General features: G+C 34.0%; 16 protein-coding genes. 10 read left to right on the top strand and 6 right to left on the bottom strand.

Features of this window, described 5'->3' with window-relative positions; all coding sequences use genetic code 11:
* Positions 1 to 45 precede the first annotated feature (45 nt).
* The 4 genes from NNH57_RS19145 to NNH57_RS19160 all read left to right on the top strand — a co-directional run bounded on the left by NNH57_RS19145 (position 46) and on the right by NNH57_RS19160 (position 6,776).
* Positions 46 to 816 carry a 5'-nucleotidase C-terminal domain-containing protein gene (locus NNH57_RS19145; RefSeq protein ID WP_074405548.1) on the top strand — a complete coding sequence of 257 codons (771 nt, stop codon included), beginning with the start codon at positions 46 to 48 and terminating at the stop codon, positions 814 to 816.
* Positions 806 to 1,723, top strand: a complete 918-nt coding sequence (locus NNH57_RS19150) for a bifunctional metallophosphatase/5'-nucleotidase (protein WP_108808029.1) — start codon at positions 806 to 808, stop codon at positions 1,721 to 1,723. The genes NNH57_RS19145 and NNH57_RS19150 overlap by 11 nt, the downstream gene beginning before the upstream one ends.
* A 195-nt stretch (positions 1,724 to 1,918) precedes the next feature.
* Complete coding sequence (gene pbpC, locus NNH57_RS19155; RefSeq protein WP_108808028.1) at positions 1,919 to 4,279, top strand: penicillin-binding protein 1C; 2,361 nt, start codon at positions 1,919 to 1,921, stop codon at positions 4,277 to 4,279.
* Between the two features lie 208 nt (positions 4,280 to 4,487).
* Positions 4,488 to 6,776 (top strand): GEVED domain-containing protein, encoded by a 2,289-nt coding sequence (locus tag NNH57_RS19160; protein ID WP_074405545.1) that lies wholly within the window; start codon positions 4,488 to 4,490, stop codon positions 6,774 to 6,776.
* Between the two features lie 86 nt (positions 6,777 to 6,862).
* Here NNH57_RS19160 and NNH57_RS19165 read toward each other — a convergent pair whose 3' ends face one another.
* Positions 6,863 to 7,369 carry a YciI family protein gene (locus tag NNH57_RS19165; protein ID WP_108808027.1) on the bottom strand — a complete coding sequence of 169 codons (507 nt, stop codon included), beginning with the start codon at positions 7,367 to 7,369 and terminating at the stop codon, positions 6,863 to 6,865.
* An 88-nt stretch (positions 7,370 to 7,457) separates the two neighbouring features.
* On the bottom strand, positions 7,458 to 9,179 hold the full coding sequence (locus NNH57_RS19170; protein ID WP_074405543.1) for a CHASE domain-containing sensor histidine kinase: 1,722 nt from the start codon (positions 9,177 to 9,179) through the stop codon (positions 7,458 to 7,460).
* A 406-nt stretch (positions 9,180 to 9,585) separates the two neighbouring features.
* On the opposite strand from NNH57_RS19170, the gene NNH57_RS19175 reads away from it, so the two are divergent.
* On the top strand, positions 9,586 to 11,031 hold the full coding sequence (locus NNH57_RS19175) for a sensor histidine kinase (protein WP_074405542.1): 1,446 nt from the start codon (positions 9,586 to 9,588) through the stop codon (positions 11,029 to 11,031).
* The gene (locus NNH57_RS19180) at positions 11,028 to 11,429 is read left to right on the top strand and encodes a response regulator (RefSeq protein ID WP_074405541.1); all 402 of its coding nucleotides are present in this window, start codon (positions 11,028 to 11,030) and stop codon (positions 11,427 to 11,429) included. The genes NNH57_RS19175 and NNH57_RS19180 overlap by 4 nt, the downstream gene beginning before the upstream one ends.
* A gap of 100 nt (positions 11,430 to 11,529) precedes the next feature.
* Here NNH57_RS19180 and NNH57_RS19185 read toward each other — a convergent pair whose 3' ends face one another.
* The 3 genes from NNH57_RS19185 to NNH57_RS19195 all read right to left on the bottom strand — a co-directional run bounded on the left by NNH57_RS19185 (position 11,530) and on the right by NNH57_RS19195 (position 14,207).
* A complete protein-coding gene (locus NNH57_RS19185) occupies positions 11,530 to 12,435 on the bottom strand; it encodes a hypothetical protein (RefSeq protein ID WP_132065964.1) in 906 nt (301 codons plus the stop codon).
* Between the two features lie 217 nt (positions 12,436 to 12,652).
* Positions 12,653 to 13,702, bottom strand: coding sequence for an SH3 domain-containing protein (locus tag NNH57_RS19190; RefSeq protein ID WP_108808025.1), 1,050 nt, complete (start codon positions 13,700 to 13,702; stop codon positions 12,653 to 12,655).
* 37 nt (positions 13,703 to 13,739) lie between these two features.
* Positions 13,740 to 14,207 (bottom strand): CYTH domain-containing protein, encoded by a 468-nt coding sequence (locus NNH57_RS19195; RefSeq protein WP_074405538.1) that lies wholly within the window; start codon positions 14,205 to 14,207, stop codon positions 13,740 to 13,742.
* Positions 14,208 to 14,314: 107 nt separating this feature from the next.
* Here NNH57_RS19195 and dinB point away from each other — a divergent pair, with 107 nt between their 5' ends.
* Positions 14,315 to 15,412, top strand: a complete 1,098-nt coding sequence (dinB, locus tag NNH57_RS19200) for a DNA polymerase IV (RefSeq protein WP_108808234.1) — start codon at positions 14,315 to 14,317, stop codon at positions 15,410 to 15,412.
* A 117-nt stretch (positions 15,413 to 15,529) separates the two neighbouring features.
* Here the strand turns inward: dinB and NNH57_RS19205 are convergent, their stop codons facing one another.
* A complete protein-coding gene (locus tag NNH57_RS19205) occupies positions 15,530 to 16,675 on the bottom strand; it encodes a methionine aminotransferase (protein ID WP_108808024.1) in 1,146 nt (381 codons plus the stop codon).
* Positions 16,676 to 16,882: 207 nt separating this feature from the next.
* On the opposite strand from NNH57_RS19205, the gene NNH57_RS19210 reads away from it, so the two are divergent.
* From NNH57_RS19210 to NNH57_RS19220, 3 genes are read left to right on the top strand one after another with little or no spacing between them, the layout of a single operon-like run.
* The gene (locus NNH57_RS19210; protein ID WP_074405535.1) at positions 16,883 to 17,542 is read left to right on the top strand and encodes a succinate dehydrogenase cytochrome b subunit; all 660 of its coding nucleotides are present in this window, start codon (positions 16,883 to 16,885) and stop codon (positions 17,540 to 17,542) included.
* Between the two features lie 13 nt (positions 17,543 to 17,555).
* Positions 17,556 to 19,571, top strand: coding sequence for a fumarate reductase/succinate dehydrogenase flavoprotein subunit (locus tag NNH57_RS19215; protein WP_074405534.1), 2,016 nt, complete (start codon positions 17,556 to 17,558; stop codon positions 19,569 to 19,571).
* Positions 19,572 to 19,577: 6 nt separating this feature from the next.
* Positions 19,578 to 20,324 (top strand): succinate dehydrogenase/fumarate reductase iron-sulfur subunit, encoded by a 747-nt coding sequence (locus NNH57_RS19220; protein WP_108808023.1) that lies wholly within the window; start codon positions 19,578 to 19,580, stop codon positions 20,322 to 20,324.
* The last annotated feature ends 127 nt before the right edge of the window (positions 20,325 to 20,451 follow it).

The raw sequence follows: 20,451 nt of genomic DNA on the forward strand, positions 1-20,451 counted from the left end.
AACATATTGTTTTTTTTATTACCATTGTCGAAAAGTCGAAAATATATGAATACTAAGTTTTATAAGCTCTTATTAGGCCTTTTTGGTTTGATAAGTATTTATTCCTGTAAGCAACAATCGGTTTCTGTAAATAAGATCTCAGCAATTCAACAAAAAATTGATTCCACAATTGTCACAGATAAAGCTATAGATTCATTTATTGCACCTTTCCGAGATCATTTAAATAAAACTTTGGATGCTACACTGTGTATTGCTGCAGTAGATTTTACTAAACACGATAAAAAATTAGAAAGCAAATTAGGTAACCTTATAGCAGATATTTCTTTACATCAGGTAGAACCGATTTTTAAAAAGAGATATAATAAAGAAATTGATTTTGTATTATTAAATCATGGGGGTCTGCGGGCACCAATTCTTAAAGGGCCAGTAACTGCCAGAACAGCCTTTGAAGTGATGCCTTTTGAAAATGAATTGGTAGTAACAGAATTATCCTATAAAAAAGTACAGGAACTAGTTTCTTATTTGACCGAAAAACAACGAGCACACCCTGTTTCTAATTTACAACTCAGTATTGTAAAACAATCAAGAGAAGTACAAAAATTAGTTATTAATGGAGAACCATTACAAAAAGGTAAAACCTATTTAGTACTTACTACAGATTATTTGCAACAAGGAGGAGATAGTATGAATTTCTTTAAAGACCCTATACAATTATATAAAACAGATTATAAATTCAGAAATGCACTAATCGATTATTTTAAATCAATAGACACCTTAAAAGTACAACTCGATAAAAGAATGAGATATGCAGAATAGGAGAAGATTTATACAGCAAATAGCATCGGCAACAGCTTTAGCGAGTTTAGGAGGAGGAAGCTTAGTGTCCTGTGTTAAACCAAAATCAAAAAAGATAACAGTGCTACATACCAACGATGTACATAGCCAGATTGACCCTCTACCAAATAATCATTATAAATACCCGGGATTAGGAGGATTTGCCAGAAGAGCATCGATTATAGAAAAAGTACGAAAAGAAAATCCGAATACTATTTTGTTAGATGCAGGGGATATCTTTCAGGGTACTCCATATTTTAATTATTATGGTGGGGAAATTGAATTTAAACTAATGTCAAAACTAAACTATGACCTTGCTACTATTGGAAATCATGATTTTGATAACGGAATAAATGGATTATTGAACCAATTGCCTAATGCAACTTTTGATTTTGTATCTGCCAACTATGATTTTAAAAATACGGTGCTAGATGGTTTAGTAAAACCATATAAAATATTAATTAGAGATGGGATTAAAATTGGAGTCTTTGGTTTAGGAGTGGAACTGGAAGGTTTAGTGAATAAAAGTTTATATAAAGAAACGCAATATCTCGACCCTATTGAGATTGCTCAAGATATCACCAGAATATTAAAAGAAGAGAAACAATGTGATCTTGTTATTTGTCTTTCTCATATTGGGTATGAGTATAAAAATGCTCAAGATAAAGTTTCTGATCTTCACCTAGCCAAAAAAACAAAAGATATCGACCTGGTTATAGGTGGTCATACACATACATTATTACCGAAACCAGTAATTGTAGATAATGTAATAGGAGAAAAAGTACTCATTAACCAATGTGGTAAAAGTGGGGTATATATGGGGCAAATTGATTTTTATTTTGACACCAACGGGAATAAAACAGCAGAAGGAAGATCAATAGAGGTTTAAAATACTTTTTTGAATAATATATATTCATCCATCATACACATTGAACTCATCTTGACTTTTTGTTTTTAACCGAAAATGAAGTGAAATTTGACCAGATGAGATGCTTTTTGAAAGTCATAGCAGGGCCTACGGCTAAAAAAAATAACGAAATATGGGTGAAATTCAACCATTTTTTAGGAAATAGAAAAAGTCAAGATGAGTTCATTGCTTAAAAACATAAAAAACTATATAAACACCCATCCAAAACGCTTCTTAATTCTTGGAGTAGCGTTGATTGTATATTATTTTTTATTACCAAGACCATTATTTGATGATCCCACTGCAACAGTAATTGAGACCAGAAGCGGTGAATTATTAGGTGCTAAAATTGCATCTGATGGACAATGGCGTTTTCCTGAGACCGATAGTGTACCCAAAAAATTTGAACGATGTATCATTGCATTTGAAGATCAGCAATTTTATAGACATTTTGGATTTAACCCTGTTGCGATGGGAGAAGCAATTATCGAAAATAGTAATGCAGGTAAAGTGGTTAGAGGAGGAAGTACAATCACTCAACAGGTTATTCGTTTGGCGCGAAAAGGTAAAAAACGCACCTATTTTGAAAAACTAAAAGAATTAATACTGGCCACACGACTGGAGTTTGGAGCTTCTAAAAAAAAGATTTTGAAACTATACGCATCTCATGCTCCTTTTGGTGGTAACGTAGTAGGGATCGATATGGCAGCCTGGCGTTATTTTGGATTACCAGCGCATCAATTATCCTGGGCAGAGACTGCAACACTTGCAGTACTACCTAATGCACCTTCTTTAATCTACCCCGGAAAAAATCAAATTAAATTATTAAAGAAAAGAAACCGATTGCTTCTTACGCTTTTAGAAGAAGAAACCATTGATTCATTGACATACGAACTATCAATAAGCGAAACACTACCTAAGAAGCCTTATTTTTTACCGCAAACAACTCCGCATTTATTAGAAAGATTAGCAAAAAAACACGAAGGTAAGAGAGTGCAAACTACAATCGATCCAATACTACAAAAACAGGTTAACCGAGTGGTTAAAAAGCATTATGAGGTATTAAAACAAAATGAAGTACACAATATGGCAGTTTTGGTTTTAGATGTTGATACCAGAGAAGTACTAAGTTATGTGGGGAATTCACCAACAGATAAAGCGCATCAAAAGGATGTAGATATTATCGAGGCAGGCCGCAGTACAGGAAGTACATTAAAACCATTATTATATGCCGCAATGATGGATAAAGGCGAATTGTTACCAGAACAATTGGTTTCAGATATTCCTACAGTAATTTCGGGGTATAATCCCAAGAATTTTGATGAAAGCTATAGTGGTGCTGTTGCAGCAAATCGAGCTTTGGCACGTTCTTTAAATATACCAGCAGTTCGATTATTGCAAAAATATGGTTTACAGAGATTTAGAGATGAAATGAATGCATTTCAAATTAGAGATTTGAGATATGGTGCTGACCATTATGGATTGTCATTGATTGTTGGAGGAGCAGAAGGAAACCTTTGGGATCTTAGTAAAACGTATGCAGGTTTTGCGAGTACGTTAAATCACTATCAAAGTACCTCTAGTGAATATTTTACCAAAGAATTTACCGAACCAATCGTTTTGGCTGAAAGGGAAGTAGATTTTGGTAAAAGAACACAACAAAAACCAATATATGGCGCTGGGAGCATTTGGTTAACCTTTGAGGCTATGAAAAAAGTAAACCGACCAGAAGGTGATGAAGCCTGGGAATTCTATGATTCTTCTAGAGAGATTGCCTGGAAAACAGGAACCAGCTTTGGTAATAGGGATGCCTGGGCAATTGGCGCTAGCCAAAAGTATGTGGTAGGAATTTGGATTGGCAATGCCGATGGAGAAGGACGACCAGAACTCACAGGATTAAATTCGGCTGCACCTGTTTTATTTGATGTATATAACCTATTGCCAAAATCTAAGTGGTTCACTGCTCCATATGATGATCTAATTACTGTTACGGTCTGTACTAAAAGTGGTTTTTTAGCAGGTAGTAATTGCCCAACCAAACTAATGGATGTTCCCGTTTCGGAAACCAGAACCAAACCTTGTCCATACCATCAATTAGTACACTTGGATAGGACAAGGCAATACAGAGTAAATTCTTCTTGTGAACCTGTTGGTAATATGATTCATGAATCTTGGTTTGTTCTACCACCGTTACAAGAGTATTTTTTTAAAACAGGTAATTCTGATTATCGTTCCTTACCACCATATCGACCCAATTGTATAAAAGAATCTCAGGAACGAATGGATTTTATTTTTCCAAAACCTAATAGTAGTGTATATTTACCCAAAGGATTTGATGGTAAAACTAATGAGGTAATTCTTAAAATTGCACATACAAATCCCGAAACTCGTGTATTTTGGTATATAGATCATCAATTTGTTGGCACAACTAAGCAGTTTCATGAAATGCCTGTTGCCCCTAAACCAGGGATGCATATTATTACCGTTTTAGACGAAAAAGGAAATGAATTAAAACGGAAAATAGAAATCAAAGATTGATTTTGATTTAATCCCGTAATTACTCTGTTTTTTCCACGTAAGCAATCTAAAACAAGTTGTTAACAAAATTGTAAAACATTGCAATTTTGTGTTAAAACAACTTATTTGTTAAATTTTGAACAATTCTCTTGTTATCTTAGAATCAACATTTTACAAACTAGCTAGCGTTAATTATTAACGTATAACTCAAACTTAACTCTTAAAACCAATGAAAAATGCAATTTTATTGCTTGTCATATTGTTATGTTCAAGCATTACCGCCTATTCCCAAATAGGCCAAGGAGGAGAACCTTTGTTCTCGAATGAACGTGTTTCAAAATCAAGCCAAATTCCTAATGTCACATTACCTAAACTGGATGTAGCTAAACTACTAAAAGAAGATGCATTAGAATCAAGTAAAGACGTACCAATGCGTTTTGCGTATGCTCATAAAACGAATCTTAATCCAAAAAATTCCGGAAAATGGTATACCAATTCGAAAGGTGACCGGTATTGGCTGATTGAGATTGAATCGAAAGGAGCATTGTCACTTAACCTTACTTTTTCGAATTTCAAAATTCCTGAAGGAGGTAAATTATTTGTCTATAACAGAGACAAATCTGATGTTCGTGGCGCATTTACTTCTGCTAATAATAAAAACTCAAAACGATTGGGTTTAGCTCCTGTAAAAGGAGACAAAATCATAGTAGAATATTTTCAACCGGCTCAGGTAAAACAACAACCAGGTTTAAATATTTCTGCAGTTGCCCATGATTACAGAGGTATAATGACAATGGCAAAAAACTTTGGAGATTCTGGATCTTGTAATAACAATGTAGTTTGTGCAGAAGGAGATCCATGGAGAGATCAAATTAGATCAGTAGCATTAGCAATTTTAGGAAATGGAACCAGATGGTGCTCTGGATCTTTAATGAATAATACTGCAAATAATGGAACACCATATTTTTTAACAGCAAATCACTGTACATCTGGTCGTGACGTGACCAACTGGGTATTTGTTTTTAACTATGAATCTCCTGGGTGTAGCAATAACTCTGACGGGTCAACTAGTCAGTCTATTTCTGGTTCTCAAATGATGGATAGCGGCTCAGGGTCAGATTATGCATTATTAAAGCTTTCTTCTACACCACCTTCTGCATATAATGTGTATTATTCTGGATGGGATGCCACGGGAAGTATTCCTACCAAAACTACAGGTATTCATCACCCTGCTGGTGATGTGAAAAAGATATCATTTGATAGTGATCCATCTTCAATCACATCGTATTATGGAGGATCAGGATCAGGAACTACCCACTGGAGAGTAAGTGATTGGGATGATGGAACAACAGAAGGAGGGTCTTCTGGATCTCCTCTCTATGATCAAAATAAAAGGGTTGTAGGTCAATTGCATGGTGGAGATGCTGCTTGTGGTAATAACTCACCAGATTGGTATGGTCGCCTCTCGGTGACATATCCAAATATTTGCCAATGGCTGGCTCCTGGCTGTACTACCAAAATAGTGGACGGATATAACCCTGGGAGTGGCGGAGATACACAGGCACCTTCTGCTCCTGCTGGATTAAGTGCCTCTAATGTTGCAGCAACTTCGGTATCACTTTCATGGAATGCCGCTACCGATAATGTTGGTGTGACTGGATATGATGTGTATCAAGGGAATTCAATTGCTACATCAGTAACAGGTACTTCAGCAAATATTACCGGACTAACCGCTAATACAGCATACCAATTTAGAGTAAAAGCCAAAGATGCAGCTGGAAACATTTCTGGATTCAGTAATACAGTTAATGCAACTACTACAGGAGGAGGAGCTACCTATTGTTCTGCAAATGGAAATAATGCTTCTGAAGAATATATTAGCCGGGTTCAACTAGGGTCTATCGATAAAACTTCTACTGCAGGAAGCGGAGGATATAGTGATTTTACGTCAGAATCTACAAATTTATCCAAAGGAAGTTCAAATACGATTACGGTAACACCTACCTGGGCTGGCACAACATATAGTGAAGCATATAGAGTCTGGATAGATTATAATCAAGATGGTGATTTTACAGATGCCGGAGAACAAGTCTGGACACAATCTGCAACTCAAAACGCAACCGTAAGCGGAAGCTTTACAGTACCTTCGTCTGCTACCAATGGAACGACTAGAATGCGAGTTACTATGAGATATAATACATCTCCTTCTCCTTGTGGATCATTTAATTATGGAGAGGTCGAAGATTATACTGTTGTGATTGGTGGATCAGTAGTTGCTAAACAAAATAATAATGTAACACTTTATCCCAATCCGGCTAGAGATATACTAAATATATCTTTCAAGACGCAATCAAAAGAAATCTCATATTCGGTAATAGATATTTTAGGAAAAACAATTATCTCGGTATCAGGTAAAAATCAATCTACCATAGATGTTGGACATCTGAAACAGGGAATTTACTTTCTGAAATTTACCGATGGGAAAAATCAATATACTAAACGTTTTGTGAAGCGATAAAGTCAAACTAGCTAGCTTAGTATGTAAAATATGAAAAAGAGAGTGGGATTCTTGAGTTTTATCAGGAACTCACTCTTTTTTATTTACTACCTCAATGGAAACCCTTTTGCTGCCCACCACGGATGTATTTCGATAATTAGACGGCCGGATTTTACCATGGGATCCATATTAGCCAAGCTATCTGCTATTTTTTGTGTAGGTGTATTATAAATTGTGATTCCGCGAATATCACCATCATCCCCAAAAGGTCCCGAAATATCAGCGTATCCTTCTTTATACATTCTACCAAGATGTCCAAGATGTAATTTTTGTAAACTATCTGCTTCTTCCTTATTTTGAGAACGATTGGGTCCTTTTTTTAAGAAAGCAATAAAATACTGTTGCATAATCACGGTATCTCCGGTTTCTTCATCTATATAATCAAAGATCTTAAAGCCATTTTTTTGCAACTTTTCCTTGATTGATTTTACCGAAGGTTTTATTTCTTCAGTAACCTCTTTTGTAGTCTCCGATTGTGGGATGCTTTCTTCTTTAGGTTGTTGTTTACAAGAGAAAAGGAATAGTAATGCAAAAAATATGAGTAGTTTTTTCATCTTAATGAAGCTTTTAGTCATTTCTGGTGTTAAAATAATGAATTTTACTCGAATAGGATAGTGTCTCAATTTTGTAATCAAAATATAATCAGATAGTGATTTTAAATGTAGTCCCCTTACCAAGAGTACTTTCTACATGAACCTTAGCATTGTTCATGTCTAAAAAATCTTTAGTAATCAATAAACCTATACCTGTACTACTTTCTCCTCCTGTACCTTCTTTTTTATGAGTCTTATTGTATTCAAAAAGCCTATTTAATTCATCAGGGTTCATACCGATTCCTGTATCTTCGATTTCAATGAGGTGTTTGGTTTTGGATTGATGTAGTCGTACTTGAATTTCTCCCTCTTTTTGAGTATATTTTATAGCATTAGAGATGATATTTCTTAAGCTGGCCAAAATCATATTCTTATCTGCATGAATATAGGTGTCATTGGTAAAATAATGTGTAGAAAACTTTAGGTTTTTTAGATTTATAATAGGCTGAAAATATTCAGTAATATTTTCAAATAACTCGATAATACTGAATAGAGATTTTTCTGGTTTTAACGATAACAAATCATTTTTAGACCAACTAATAAGGTTTTCTAAGGTAAAATGAATAGAGGTGGTATTTTGCTCAATAGATTTTATAATTTCTTTTAATTGAGTTTTGTCATAGCTTTCAAAATCTTCTAATACTAGTTTCAGAAGTACATCCATAGTTCCTATTCCTCCTCTTACATCATGGGATATTAGAGACAGAAATTTTGACTTCATGATATTAAGTTGTGTTAGTTGAGTGTTTCTTTTAGAGAAAGAATAAAAAAGTAATACAAGTAAAGAGGTGAATACTACTCCAGCTATTAGAATGATTAAAGGATAAGATGTTCTTTCGTTTTTTATATATGTAATTGTAGGATCGGCGACTAACACCCATTTTTTCCCCCATAAGATTGGTAAATCAAATTGATAAGTGAAATTTATCTGGGTATCGACTTGTTTAGATTGATAGGTAAATAAGGTATCTTTAGAAATTCCGTTTTTTTGATTTAGTAACGACATCTGAATTTCTTTAGATATATTGGTGTTATTAGCAGCTTCAAAGATTTTCGAAAATTTGAAGACCCCAAGTACAAATCCTTTAAGGTTTTTTGGATCGTAGTTTTTTTGAGATTCATTTTCAATAAAAATAGGTAGAAAAGCTAAGCATCCTTCTGGATTTGTTTTTTCTTGTACTAATTTCACATTTCCGCTAATAAGGGGTTTACCCGATAATTGTGAGGATTTAAGAGTGTTATACCGCTGTTTTTCTGAAGCTAAGTCATATCCAAAAGCATTTTTGTTTTTTGTAAAAGGATCAACATAATAGACAGGAAAATATTCTTTTCTGATTTTTGCATTTACCAATTGATTAAAACTGTCTTTTTCTGAAAAGCTAAAATCAGAAAATTCTTGTTGATGCTTTTTCTCATAGAAGGACCTCATTTCATGTTTTACCCGGGGAACCCATTCTAAAGCTAAAAAACTACTATTTCTTTTACGTATAGATTGAGATTCTGTAATGAACATCTGATAACTAGGGATCTCGTTTGATTTGAATAATGTGGCTAGCGTATGTAAAGACTCTAGGTTTAACTCAAATTCTCTGTGCAGAGATGCTGCAAATTGATCAACTTCATTCTTGAATTTGATTTCAATTTTTTTTTGCTCGAGGATATAATAGGATCTTGCCAGAAGTATTGAGAGTGATAACCCTATAGCCCAAATAACAGGAATACAATATTTAGAATCAATAAGGGATTTTAAATAATACCGTTTTCTTTTCATAATTTTTTAGAAGCTCAATAGATCTTTTATATTAATGGGGTTGTAGTAGTAAAAAGAAGAACTCTTCAGATATTTTGAAAAGGGATATAAGCTTCAGAATTCTTAATAGGGGTAACTTTCTTAATAGGGATAATTTAAAGATAGTAATTATTATGTTGATTATGATGAATAGAAGATGTAAATTTTATTTTTTTTATTATTGATTTACAGTTGTTTATGTTGTGTTATTGTAGTAACTTTAATACAAACATTATATCCCTATTATTCTGATGTTTTACCTTACCCTGAGACCGGTTTTTTAATATCAAAGTATTAAAAACAAATAACTACAATGATAGTTGTATTAGGCTACCTCATTAATAAATTTCAATGTCAAAATTTCATATAATGCTGTAATGACAATACGATGAAAACAAGTTCTGTATATATAAAAAAAAATGTACTTAATAATGATCTTATCACAATAGTAAATGATAATGGATATTTTGTTGAGTCAAACCCTCAATGGTCTGTTTTATTGGGATATAGTAAAAAGGAATTGTTAAGTATTCCTTATTTAACTTTGGTACACTATGAAGATAGGAGTAAGGTCAAACAAGCAATCGAGAACCAACTACAAACTCCTAACTCTAAACCATTCATAGTTAGACTTATCAGTAAAATGGGAGATATCATATGGTTAGAATCTATTATAACCAAGATAGGATATGAAGAAGGCTTTTTACTAATTGCAAAAGATATAACTCAAAAAAAAACAGAAAAATCTTCAATAGAAGCAGATTTAATTGCTCTAAAACTTAAAAATAGACAATTAGAAGATCTATTCAATTTAAGCCAGGATTTAATAACCATTTCAAATCCTGAAGGGTATTTTACCAAATTAAACCCGCAATGGAGTAAAACTATGGGATATACCGAAACAGAATTAATGGATAAACCTTACTTAACATTTGTGCATCCAGAGGATCAACAAAATACTGTTGCAGAAGCAGCAAAACAATTTGATGGGACTACCATATTTAACTTTAGGAATAGATACCTTACTAAAGCAGGAGAAATTGTTTGGTTAGATTGGAACGCCACTGCATTAGATCATACCGGAGAAGTATTTGGAATTGCCAGAAATATTACAAAAGCAATTAGACAAGAACAAAAAATAGAAGCAACATTACAAGAATTGATAGCAAAAAATAAGCAATTAGAGGACTATGCCTATATTACCTCTCATAACTTAAGATCACCTGTAGCTAATATCTTTATGCTTACCAAATTTTTGGAAGAAAGTACGCTTACCGAAGAGCAAATGAATTATACAGATATGATCAAAAATTCTGCAGAGGTGCTTAATAAAACAATGAAAGATTTGATAAACGTGGTGCAGATTAACGAATCTACAGATATGTCTATTCAAAATATTTCTCTTCAAGAAACGTGCATAGAAGTAAAAAGGCAATTAAGTGCAAAAATCATGGAGACTCAGGCAAAAATCATTACTGATTTTAAAGTTGAAGAAATTTCCTATTCGATTGCTTATTTAAGAAGCATATTTCTTAACCTTATTTCAAACTCGCTAAAATATTGCTCTTCCAAAAGAAAGCCTATCATTCATATTTCTTCTGAAAAAGTAAATAATAGAATTCAACTAATATTTAAAGATAATGGATTGGGAATTGACTTAGATAAATATGGAGATAAAGTATTCGGGTTTAGAAAAACGTTTCATAAAAATGCTGGTGCCAAAGGATTAGGGCTTTTCATAATTAAATCTCAAATTGAAGCCTTAAAAGGTACAATAGCTATTGATAGCGAACTTAATAAAGGAACTAAATTTACTATAAATATTGTGTTATGATTAAGGAGAACCATATTTTATGTCTTATAGATGATGATAATATTCACCAGTTTATCATAAAAAAAATCGTACATAAGCTTAGCCCTAATCAAAAGCTACTTGTATTCTCTAATGGAGAAGAGGGTATTAATTTCATAAGATCAACAATTGGGAAAATAGAGAAGTTACCAGATTTAATTTTACTAGACATAAATATGCCTGTTATGGATGGCTGGGGATTTCTGGAAGAATTTGTTACAATCACTCCAGAAATTAAAAAAGATATTATTATTTACATTTTATCATCGTCAGACAATCCAACAGATACAGAAAAAGCTAAAGAATTTGAATTGGTTTCTGGATATCTTATTAAACCTATTAATGAAGATCAATTAGAGTCACTATTAGAAAGTGTCTGACTTATACATTAAGTCTCTATTGTCATCAAACTCATATCTATGTTAGATAACCCCACCAAGTATATTTGTATTTGATGGGAGTTATTCTTTATCATGTATACTATCTAGAGGTATATACCAATCCAAATGAAAAAACAGATTCTTTATTATAATTTCTACCATCTAGAGTAGTACCGTAGCCAGCAGAAATACCTAAAGCGTTTTTGTAAACGGGAACATAAAAATCGAAAGAAAGATTAGTGAAATCTACTTCGGTTTCTGGTAAGATAGCAGGCCCTCCTGCATTACCAAATTCTGGGGTGCCAATATCATATCCCGACATAGAGTTTTGTATGTCGAGTTTAGCATGTACATAAAGAAATTTATTATAGTACCCTATTTTGGCACTGTACAACATAGCATTAGGAATATCAAAATCATTACTGTTACGTATACTATATCCTAATTGTAGTTCACTAAATATTTTAAACGGAGTGGTATATTGAAATATAGCAGAGCCATTAACAGTGGTAGCTTCATTACCTAGAGAAAGTACGCCTCCTCCTTTATAATTCCCTACAGGAAATGTTACTCCAGAAGCACCTCCTAAGGTTATCTGGGAAGAGTTGTCAAATTTTTTCTCCAAAACTCTGGCTTTTAGAAAAATCCCTAAATCCTGAATACCATCTATCTGTGCTACATTTTGAACGGGATCAAGTGCTCCATCTTCACTTTCGACACTAATATATGGTAGAGTAACGGTTGTAGATAACCAATTTGTGATTGCATATTGGCTATAAAAGGAAATAATAGATGAAGAAATTTCTCCTAAACCAGCAGGGTTTCCTTCAGATAATGTAGACCCTCTATAGAACTGATCGTAACTCTTGTATCCATAACTGGGTGCCAATGTAAAAGAATTCTTTTTAGGGTAAAATCCGTTTACAGGAACTTGTCCTATCACATTTAAAAATGGGAAAATACATAATGTGATCCCTATTAGGGATCTTTTAGATTTGTGCAACATAACTGTAATTTTGGTTAATAAATTAGTTGGCTTAGCCGTGCTTATTCAGTTCACCTTACCAATATTACATGTTACTCTTTTGTTAAGATTTATTAAAGCAATGTTAATAGAAGTCAAAAACTTATTGATCTTACTTTTTTACCATAATAAGTGTAGTTTTTACTTGATTGAGAAAGAATATTAAGATGTATACTTGTTTAACAAAATGAGAATCAATTTATAATACTTTTATTTTTATATATTGATAACAATGTTCTTTGAATCCTTCATTTTCGGCATGTTGTAATGACATTATTTTCATGCAAAACTCATCTTTGTTGATCCAAAAAATACTATTCTCTTCTTGTGAATGGAACCATCCTTGAAAATTAACCATCAATCTCAATATATAATTGTTTTTTTCTATATCAAATAACTGTAGATCTATCGGTTCTATAGTTTGCCCATCTATAGAAGCGGTGATCATTTTTTTCCAATTTGGTGAAATAATTGGTTTTTCGGCAAGAGTATCTTTTCTGGTGGTAGCCTTATTAATTAATAAATGTTCACTATATCCTATATAATCTCCACGAATCACATAGGTATTTAAACTATCAATAGCTCCTAAATAATCATACGATACGTCACCCATATCTTTTTCTCTTATATCTAGCAGTGTAATAATTCCCTGATCCGTAGGTAAATCTATTTTCCCATTATCTTTTTTAATCTCTAAGGTATCTTCTCTTATTGTTATGAAGTTGTTTTGTCTTTGTTTTAACTCTTTATACGTTTTTTTTGAGATTAACTCTAAAATAAGGTATTTATCTATATCACTATCCTTATTGTATGAACGAGTAGAGTTTAAATCAGTATTGGATAATCGATATGGCATTGGGTTTTTTGTGGTTAAGAACCCATCAAAAACATAGCCTTTTATCCTAGTAGTTTCTTTTGAATCTATTAGTACCCATTTACCATCAATTGTTTTTGTGCCTTCTTTAACCTGAAAAGCTTGACGAGTCTCTTCGATAATTTGAACAGGAGTCCCGTAATCCAAAGTACTTATCTTTTCGGCATTAATATCAGGCTGTTTCCGTACACTAAGTCCGTTAATAGCTGTTACATAATGAAATATAGTATTGTCAATTTTTTCTGAAGTTGCTTCTATATTATTTTGACGATCATTTTTATGCTCATCCTGTTTATTTTTTATACTACTATCTTTACAATTCAAGAAAAACATAACAATAAGTAGTAACATGATCAGATTTAAAAGCGTCCTCATTCTATTAGTTTTTAAAATATTTTAAAGTAAAAAAGATTTACCAGGTTTTGTATGGCTTTTTACTTAATTGAGAATTATAATATCTTCTATCTCCTGTAACTTCTTTTCCTAACCAATCTGGCTTTAGGAAGGTTTCATTTTCGTCATCTAACTCAATTTCGGCTATGATGAGATCTTTGTTCTCTCCATAGAATTCATCGACTTCGTAGATATGATTTCCCAAAGGGATTTCATATCGTATTTTTTCTATAATTCCTTTTTCGCATAAAGGCATCAATTGTTCTGCTTCTGATACATCAATTTCTTTTTCCCATTCAAATCGTGAAGTCCCCGAAGTGTTACCAATTCCTTTTACAGTGATAAAGGCATATTCTCCTCTGATTCGTATACGAACTGTTCGTGCTGGGTCAGTATTTAGAAATCCCTGTATGATGCGAGTATTTTTTTGCGCCTCATTTTTAAACGTTTGAGAGGTTACCAGGAATTTACGTTCTATTTCAATCATGATTAATTATTGGGTTATTTCAGACGATGTAGAAATGTTTTATAATCAGAGATAAAGATATTATAATTTGGATCATCAATATCTATTATTTTTGTAAAGTGGAAGAGTTGGATACATATAGAAAAATCATACATGTAGATATGGATGCATTCTATGCTTCGGTAGAACAATTGGATAATCCCGAACTTAGAGGAAAGCCGTTAGCCGTTGGCGGCGGTGGAAAACGAGGAGTGGTTAGTGCAGCCAGTTATGAGGCCCGTGTATTTGGTGTGCGATCTGCTATGCCTGGTTTTAAAGCAAGAAAACTTTGTCCTGAGCTGATTTTTGTTCGACCTCGATTTGATCGGTATCAAGAAATTTCTTCTAAAATCAGAAAAATATTTTTTGAGTATACAGATCTGGTAGAACCTTTATCCTTGGATGAGGCTTATCTGGATGTTACCGAGAATAAAAAAGGCAACCCCAGTGCAACGCTTATTGCTCAGGAAATTAGAAAACAGATTTTTGATGAGCTTGGATTAACCGCTTCTGCGGGAATATCGATCAATAAATTTATTGCCAAAGTAGCAAGTGACTATAATAAACCTAATGGGCAAAAAACAGTAAACCCTGAAGAAGTAATCGAATTTCTGGAAGGTCTGGATGTTAAAAAATTCTATGGAGTTGGTAAAGTTACCCAGGCTAAAATGTATCAAATGGGGATTTATACAGGAAAAGATTTAAAATTAAAATCAGAAGAGTTTCTTACTCAGCATTTTGGTAAATCAGGAGGGCATTACTATCGCATTGTAAGAGGAATTCATTTAAGCGAGGTAAAACCCAACCGTGAGCGCAAATCCCTGGCAGCAGAACGAACTTTTAGCGAAAATATAGCTTCAGAAATCTATATGCTAGAGCGATTAGAAAGTATCGCAGAAGAACTTCAAAAACGTCTTAAACGAAGCAAAGTTTCGGGTAGAACAGTGACTTTAAAAATAAGGTATAGCGATTTTACACTACAGACCCGAAGTAAAACATTACCTTATTTTGTAAGTGATACCGATATCTTATTAGAAACCGCAAAAGAGTTATTGTACCAAGACAAAATGAAAAACTCTGTGAGATTATTAGGGATTTCACTCTCTAATCTCAATACGGGGAAGGAGAAGAAAAAAGAAAAGGAAAAAGAAGAAGTAGAGATTATTCAGTTACGATTTGATTTTTAGAACTATATTGAGAATAACTTTTTTAGCATAAAAATCACTATTCTCGTTAGTCCTACTGAGGTTGCGGAAGTACAATTCTTCTTTCAGTCGAATCATTCGAATGGATGTGATTTTAGATCAAATCTCACACAAAATCTCTGCGGCTCGTTTTAACGTTTCTTCGGTTTTAGCAAAGCAAAAACGTAGTACTTTATCGTCTTTCTGATTTAAGTTAAAAACGGATACCGGGATGGATGCAATTTTATATTCTTTGGTTAACCTTTCAGCGAAAGCTACATCATTTTCATCAGTAATAGCAGAATAATCTAATACCTGAAAATAAGTTCCGGATGCAGGAATAAACTTAAAACGAGAATCGGTAATCATAGATAGGAAAAAATCCCGTTTTTGCTGATAAAAATCCGGAAGGGAAAGATAATGCTCCGGAACTTTTAAATATTCGGCCAAGGCATATTGCATAGGATGACTACTAGAAAAGACATTAAATTGATGTACTTTTCTAAATTCTGTCATTAATTCTTTTGGAGCCAGGCAATACCCCATTTTCCAACCGGTAGTATGAAATGTTTTCCCGAAAGAAGCAGTAATAAAAGCACGTTCGGCTAGTCCGGGAAATAATGCAGCACTTTGATGTTTCTGATCATCAAAAATGATGTGCTCATAAACTTCATCACTCAATAAAATGATATCTGTGTTCTTAATTAGTTTTTCTAACTGAAGCATATCTTCTTTAGATAAAACACTACCACTTGGATTATGAGGTGTGTTTATAATAACCATTTTGGTTTTAGAAGTGATTTTAGATGCCACTTCTTGCCAATCAACGCTAAAATTAGGAGCTGTTAATTGAACTGGAACGATTGTTCCTCCATATAATTTGATTGATGGTTCATATGAATCATAGGCAGGTTTAAATATAATTACCTCATCCCCAGGATGTATAAAAGCCGAAATAATAGTAAAAATTGCCTGTGTAGCACCAGAGGTTATAGTAATATCGGTTTCGGGATGATAATGACTGCCGTATAGCGTGTTGGTTTTTTTAGTGATAACTTCTCTTAAAGAAAGCGATCCAGGCATTGGTGCATATTGATTATACCCATTTTGCATGGCCCGAGTTACCAAATTAATTAGTTCTGGGCTTGCTTCAAAATTAGGAAAACCCTGAGACAGGTTTAACGCTTCATGTTTATGAGCTAATTGACTCATTACGGTAAATATGGTAGTTGAAACCTCTGGAAGTTTGGAATTGATATTTTGCATAGGGTAAAATTAGCATAATTGTAAAAAAAAGCGTTGTTTTTTGTTTAAAGTTAATGCTGTATTTCAAACGTTTTAGTGCTTAGCGATAAACAAAGCCTCTTTCTTTTTTATATTCATTATAAATAGCGAAATAAACCCAAGGTAAAGCTTGGCTAAAAAAGCATTGAACCCTATTTTTGCTTCACAACTAATTAAACATTTTAAATAATGGGTGGATTGATAAAATCTTCAATAGCTAGAAAAGTAGCCATGGCACTTTCGGGACTTTTCTTAGTTTTCTTCTTATTACAACACTTTACCATCAATTTTACTTCAATTTTCAGCGCAGATACATTTAATGAGTTATCTCATTTTATGGGTACAAATCCGCTAGTTCAATTCGCATTGCAGCCTGTACTTATTTTTGGAGTGGTTTTTCATTTTGTGATGGGTTTTGTATTAGAAATCAAAAACAAGAATGCCAGAGCGGTTAAATATGCGAAATATAGTGGAGGAGCTAACGCTTCTTGGATGTCTAGAAATATGATTTATTCTGGATTAGTGATTCTTGCATTTTTAGGGTTGCATTTCTATGACTTTTGGGTTCCAGAAATAGTGCATAAATATGTAGAATTTGCACCAGAAGATCCAACACGATATTATACAGAATTACTACATAAATTTGAGAGCCCGATTCGCACTGGGTTATATGCACTTTCATTTGTGTTTTTAGCATTGCATTTGTGGCATGGGTTTGCATCTTCGTTTCAATCTGTAGGATTTAATAATAAATATTCTATAGCAGCAACCAAGTTTGCTAAAGCTTTTGCAATAGTAATTCCTGTAGGGTTTATTGTTATCGCCTTAGTGCTTCATTTTACTCATTAAAAACACCACTAGTATGTCAATTTTAGATTCTAAAATACCTGAAGGTCCACTGGCAGATAAGTGGACAAATTATAAAAATAAAATTAACCTGGTTAATCCGGCGAATAAACGAAACATAGATGTTATCGTTGTTGGTACAGGATTAGCAGGAGGAAGTGCGGCTGCTACATTGGCCGAGCTTGGATATAATGTGAAAACATTCTGCTATCAAGATTCTCCTCGTCGTGCCCATTCGATTGCAGCACAAGGTGGAATTAATGCAGCAAAAAACTATCAGGGCGACGGTGATTCTGATTACCGACTGTTTTATGATACTGTAAAAGGAGGAGATTATCGTTCTCGTGAAGCTAATGTATATCGATTGGCAGAAGTTTCAGGAAATATTATCGATCAGTGCGTAGCACAAGGAGTTCCTTTTGCACGTGAATATGGTGGGTTATTAGATAATCGTTCCTTTGGAGGAGTATTAGTATCCAGAACATTTTATGCCAAAGGACAAACAGGGCAGCAATTGCTTCTTGGTGCATATTCTGCAATGAATCGTCAAATCAATAGAGGAAAAATACAAGCTTTTAACCGTCACGAAATGTTAGATTTAGTGAAGATTGATGGAAAAGCTCGTGGAATTATAGCTCGTGACTTGGTTACCGGAGAAATAGAACGCCATTCGGCTCATGCCGTAGTATTGGCGAGTGGAGGGTACGGAAATGTATTCTTCTTAAGTACCAATGCAATGGGAAGTAATGTTATGGCAGCATGGAGAGCACACCGTAGAGGAGCTTTCTTTGCAAACCCTTGTTATACTCAGATTCATCCAACTTGTATACCTGTATCGGGAGATCATCAATCTAAATTAACGTTGATGTCTGAGTCACTACGTAATGATGGACGTATATGGGTACCAAAAAGAAAGGAAGATGTAGAAGCAATACGTGAAGGTAAATTAAAACCAACACAGTTATCAGAAGAAGAAAGAGATTACTATCTCGAACGTCGTTATCCAGCTTTTGGTAACCTGGTGCCACGTGATGTAGCTTCGAGAGCAGCAAAAGAACGTTGTGATGCCGGTTTTGGAGTAAATAAAACAGGAGAAGCTGTATATCTGGATTTCGCATCAGCGATCCAACGATACGGAAAAGAAAAAGCAATGACTTCGGGTATGCATAACCCTTCTAAGGAAGAAATTACGAAGATGGGAGAAGAGGTTATCGAAAGCAAATATGGGAATCTATTTCAGATGTATGAAAAGATTGTAGATGAGAACCCTTATAAGTCTCCAATGATGATCTATCCAGCTGTACATTATACAATGGGAGGTCTTTGGGTAGATTATAACTTGCAAACTACTATACCAGGATGTTACGCCGCAGGAGAAGCAAATTTCTCTGATCACGGTGCGAACCGTCTTGGAGCATCAGCATTGATGCAAGGACTGGCAGACGGGTATTTTGTATTGCCATATACAATAGGAGATTATTTATCTAGCGATATTCGAACAGGAAAAATCCCAACAGATACGCCAGAGTTTGATCAAGCCGAAAAAGAAGTGAAAGATCGTATCGAGAAGTTAATGGGTGGATCAGGAGAACATTCTGTAGATTATTACCATAAGAAATTAGGTAAAATCATGTGGAACAAATGTGGAATGTCTCGTAATGAGAAAGAGCTAAAAGAAGCTATCGAAGAAATCGCAGTACTACGTGAGGATTTTTGGAAAAATGTAAAAGTTCCGGGAACGGTTAATAGTATGAACCCAGAATTAGAAAAAGCAGGAAGAGTAGCTGATTTCTTAGAATTGGGAGAGTTATTTGCCAAAGATGCATTAAATCGCAATGAATCTTGTGGAGGACATTTTAGAGAAGAATCTGTAGAACAGTCTGGGGAACAAAAAGGAGAAGCACTTAGAGATGATAAAAACTTTAAGTATGTAGCAGCGTGGGAGTACAAAGGAGAGCCTAAAGATGCCGAACTGCATAAAGAAGATCTGGTCTTCGAAAACATTGAATTAAAAACACGTTCTTATAAATAAAAAGCTATGAATCTTACATTAAAAATATGGCGTCAAAGTGATGCTGATTCCAAAGGAAAGTTAGTAGACTATAAAATTTCTGGAATAGAAGGAGACATGTCTTTTTTAGAAATGTTAGACGTGTTAAATGAAGACTTGATCAATAAAGGAGAAGAACCTGTAGTTTTTGATCACGATTGTAGAGAAGGGATCTGCGGAGCCTGTTCGTTACAAATCAATGGAGAACCTCATGGGCCAGATCGTTTAGTAACTACCTGTCAATTGCATATGCGTAAGTTTAACGATGGAGATACTATTTATATAGAGCCGTTTAGAGCAAAAGCATTTCCTGTAGTAAAGGATTTAATGGTAGACCGCTCTTCTTTTGAGCGTATACAGCATGCAGGAGGGTATATTTCTGTTAATACTTCGGGAAACACACAAGACGCAAATGCTATCCCTATTCGTAAAGAAGATGCAGACGAGGCTATGGATGCAGCAACTTGTATTGGTTGTGGTGCTTGTGTGGCAGCTTGTAAAAATGCGTCGGCTATGTTATTTACTTCGGCTAAAGTTTCGCAATTTGCGTTGCTACCACAAGGTCAGGTAGAAGCTACAGAACGTGTACTGGCAATGGTAAACCAAATGGATGAAGAAGGATTTGGGAACTGTACCAATACTGGTGCTTGTGAAATCGAATGTCCTAAAGGGATATCATTAGAAAATATAGCACGTATGAACCGTGAATATTTAAAAGCAAGCATGAAAGGATAGTTATTTTCTTTACGATTATAAAATAGAAACCGAAGTATATACTACTTCGGTTTTTTTATTGCATAATTTTTTTAAAATATTGATAATAAGCTGTTTCGTAGTGATTATTGATTTCAATTGGCTGTTT

This window comes from Aquimarina spinulae, from assembly GCF_943373825.1.
Lineage (GTDB): Bacteria > Bacteroidota > Bacteroidia > Flavobacteriales > Flavobacteriaceae > Aquimarina > Aquimarina spinulae.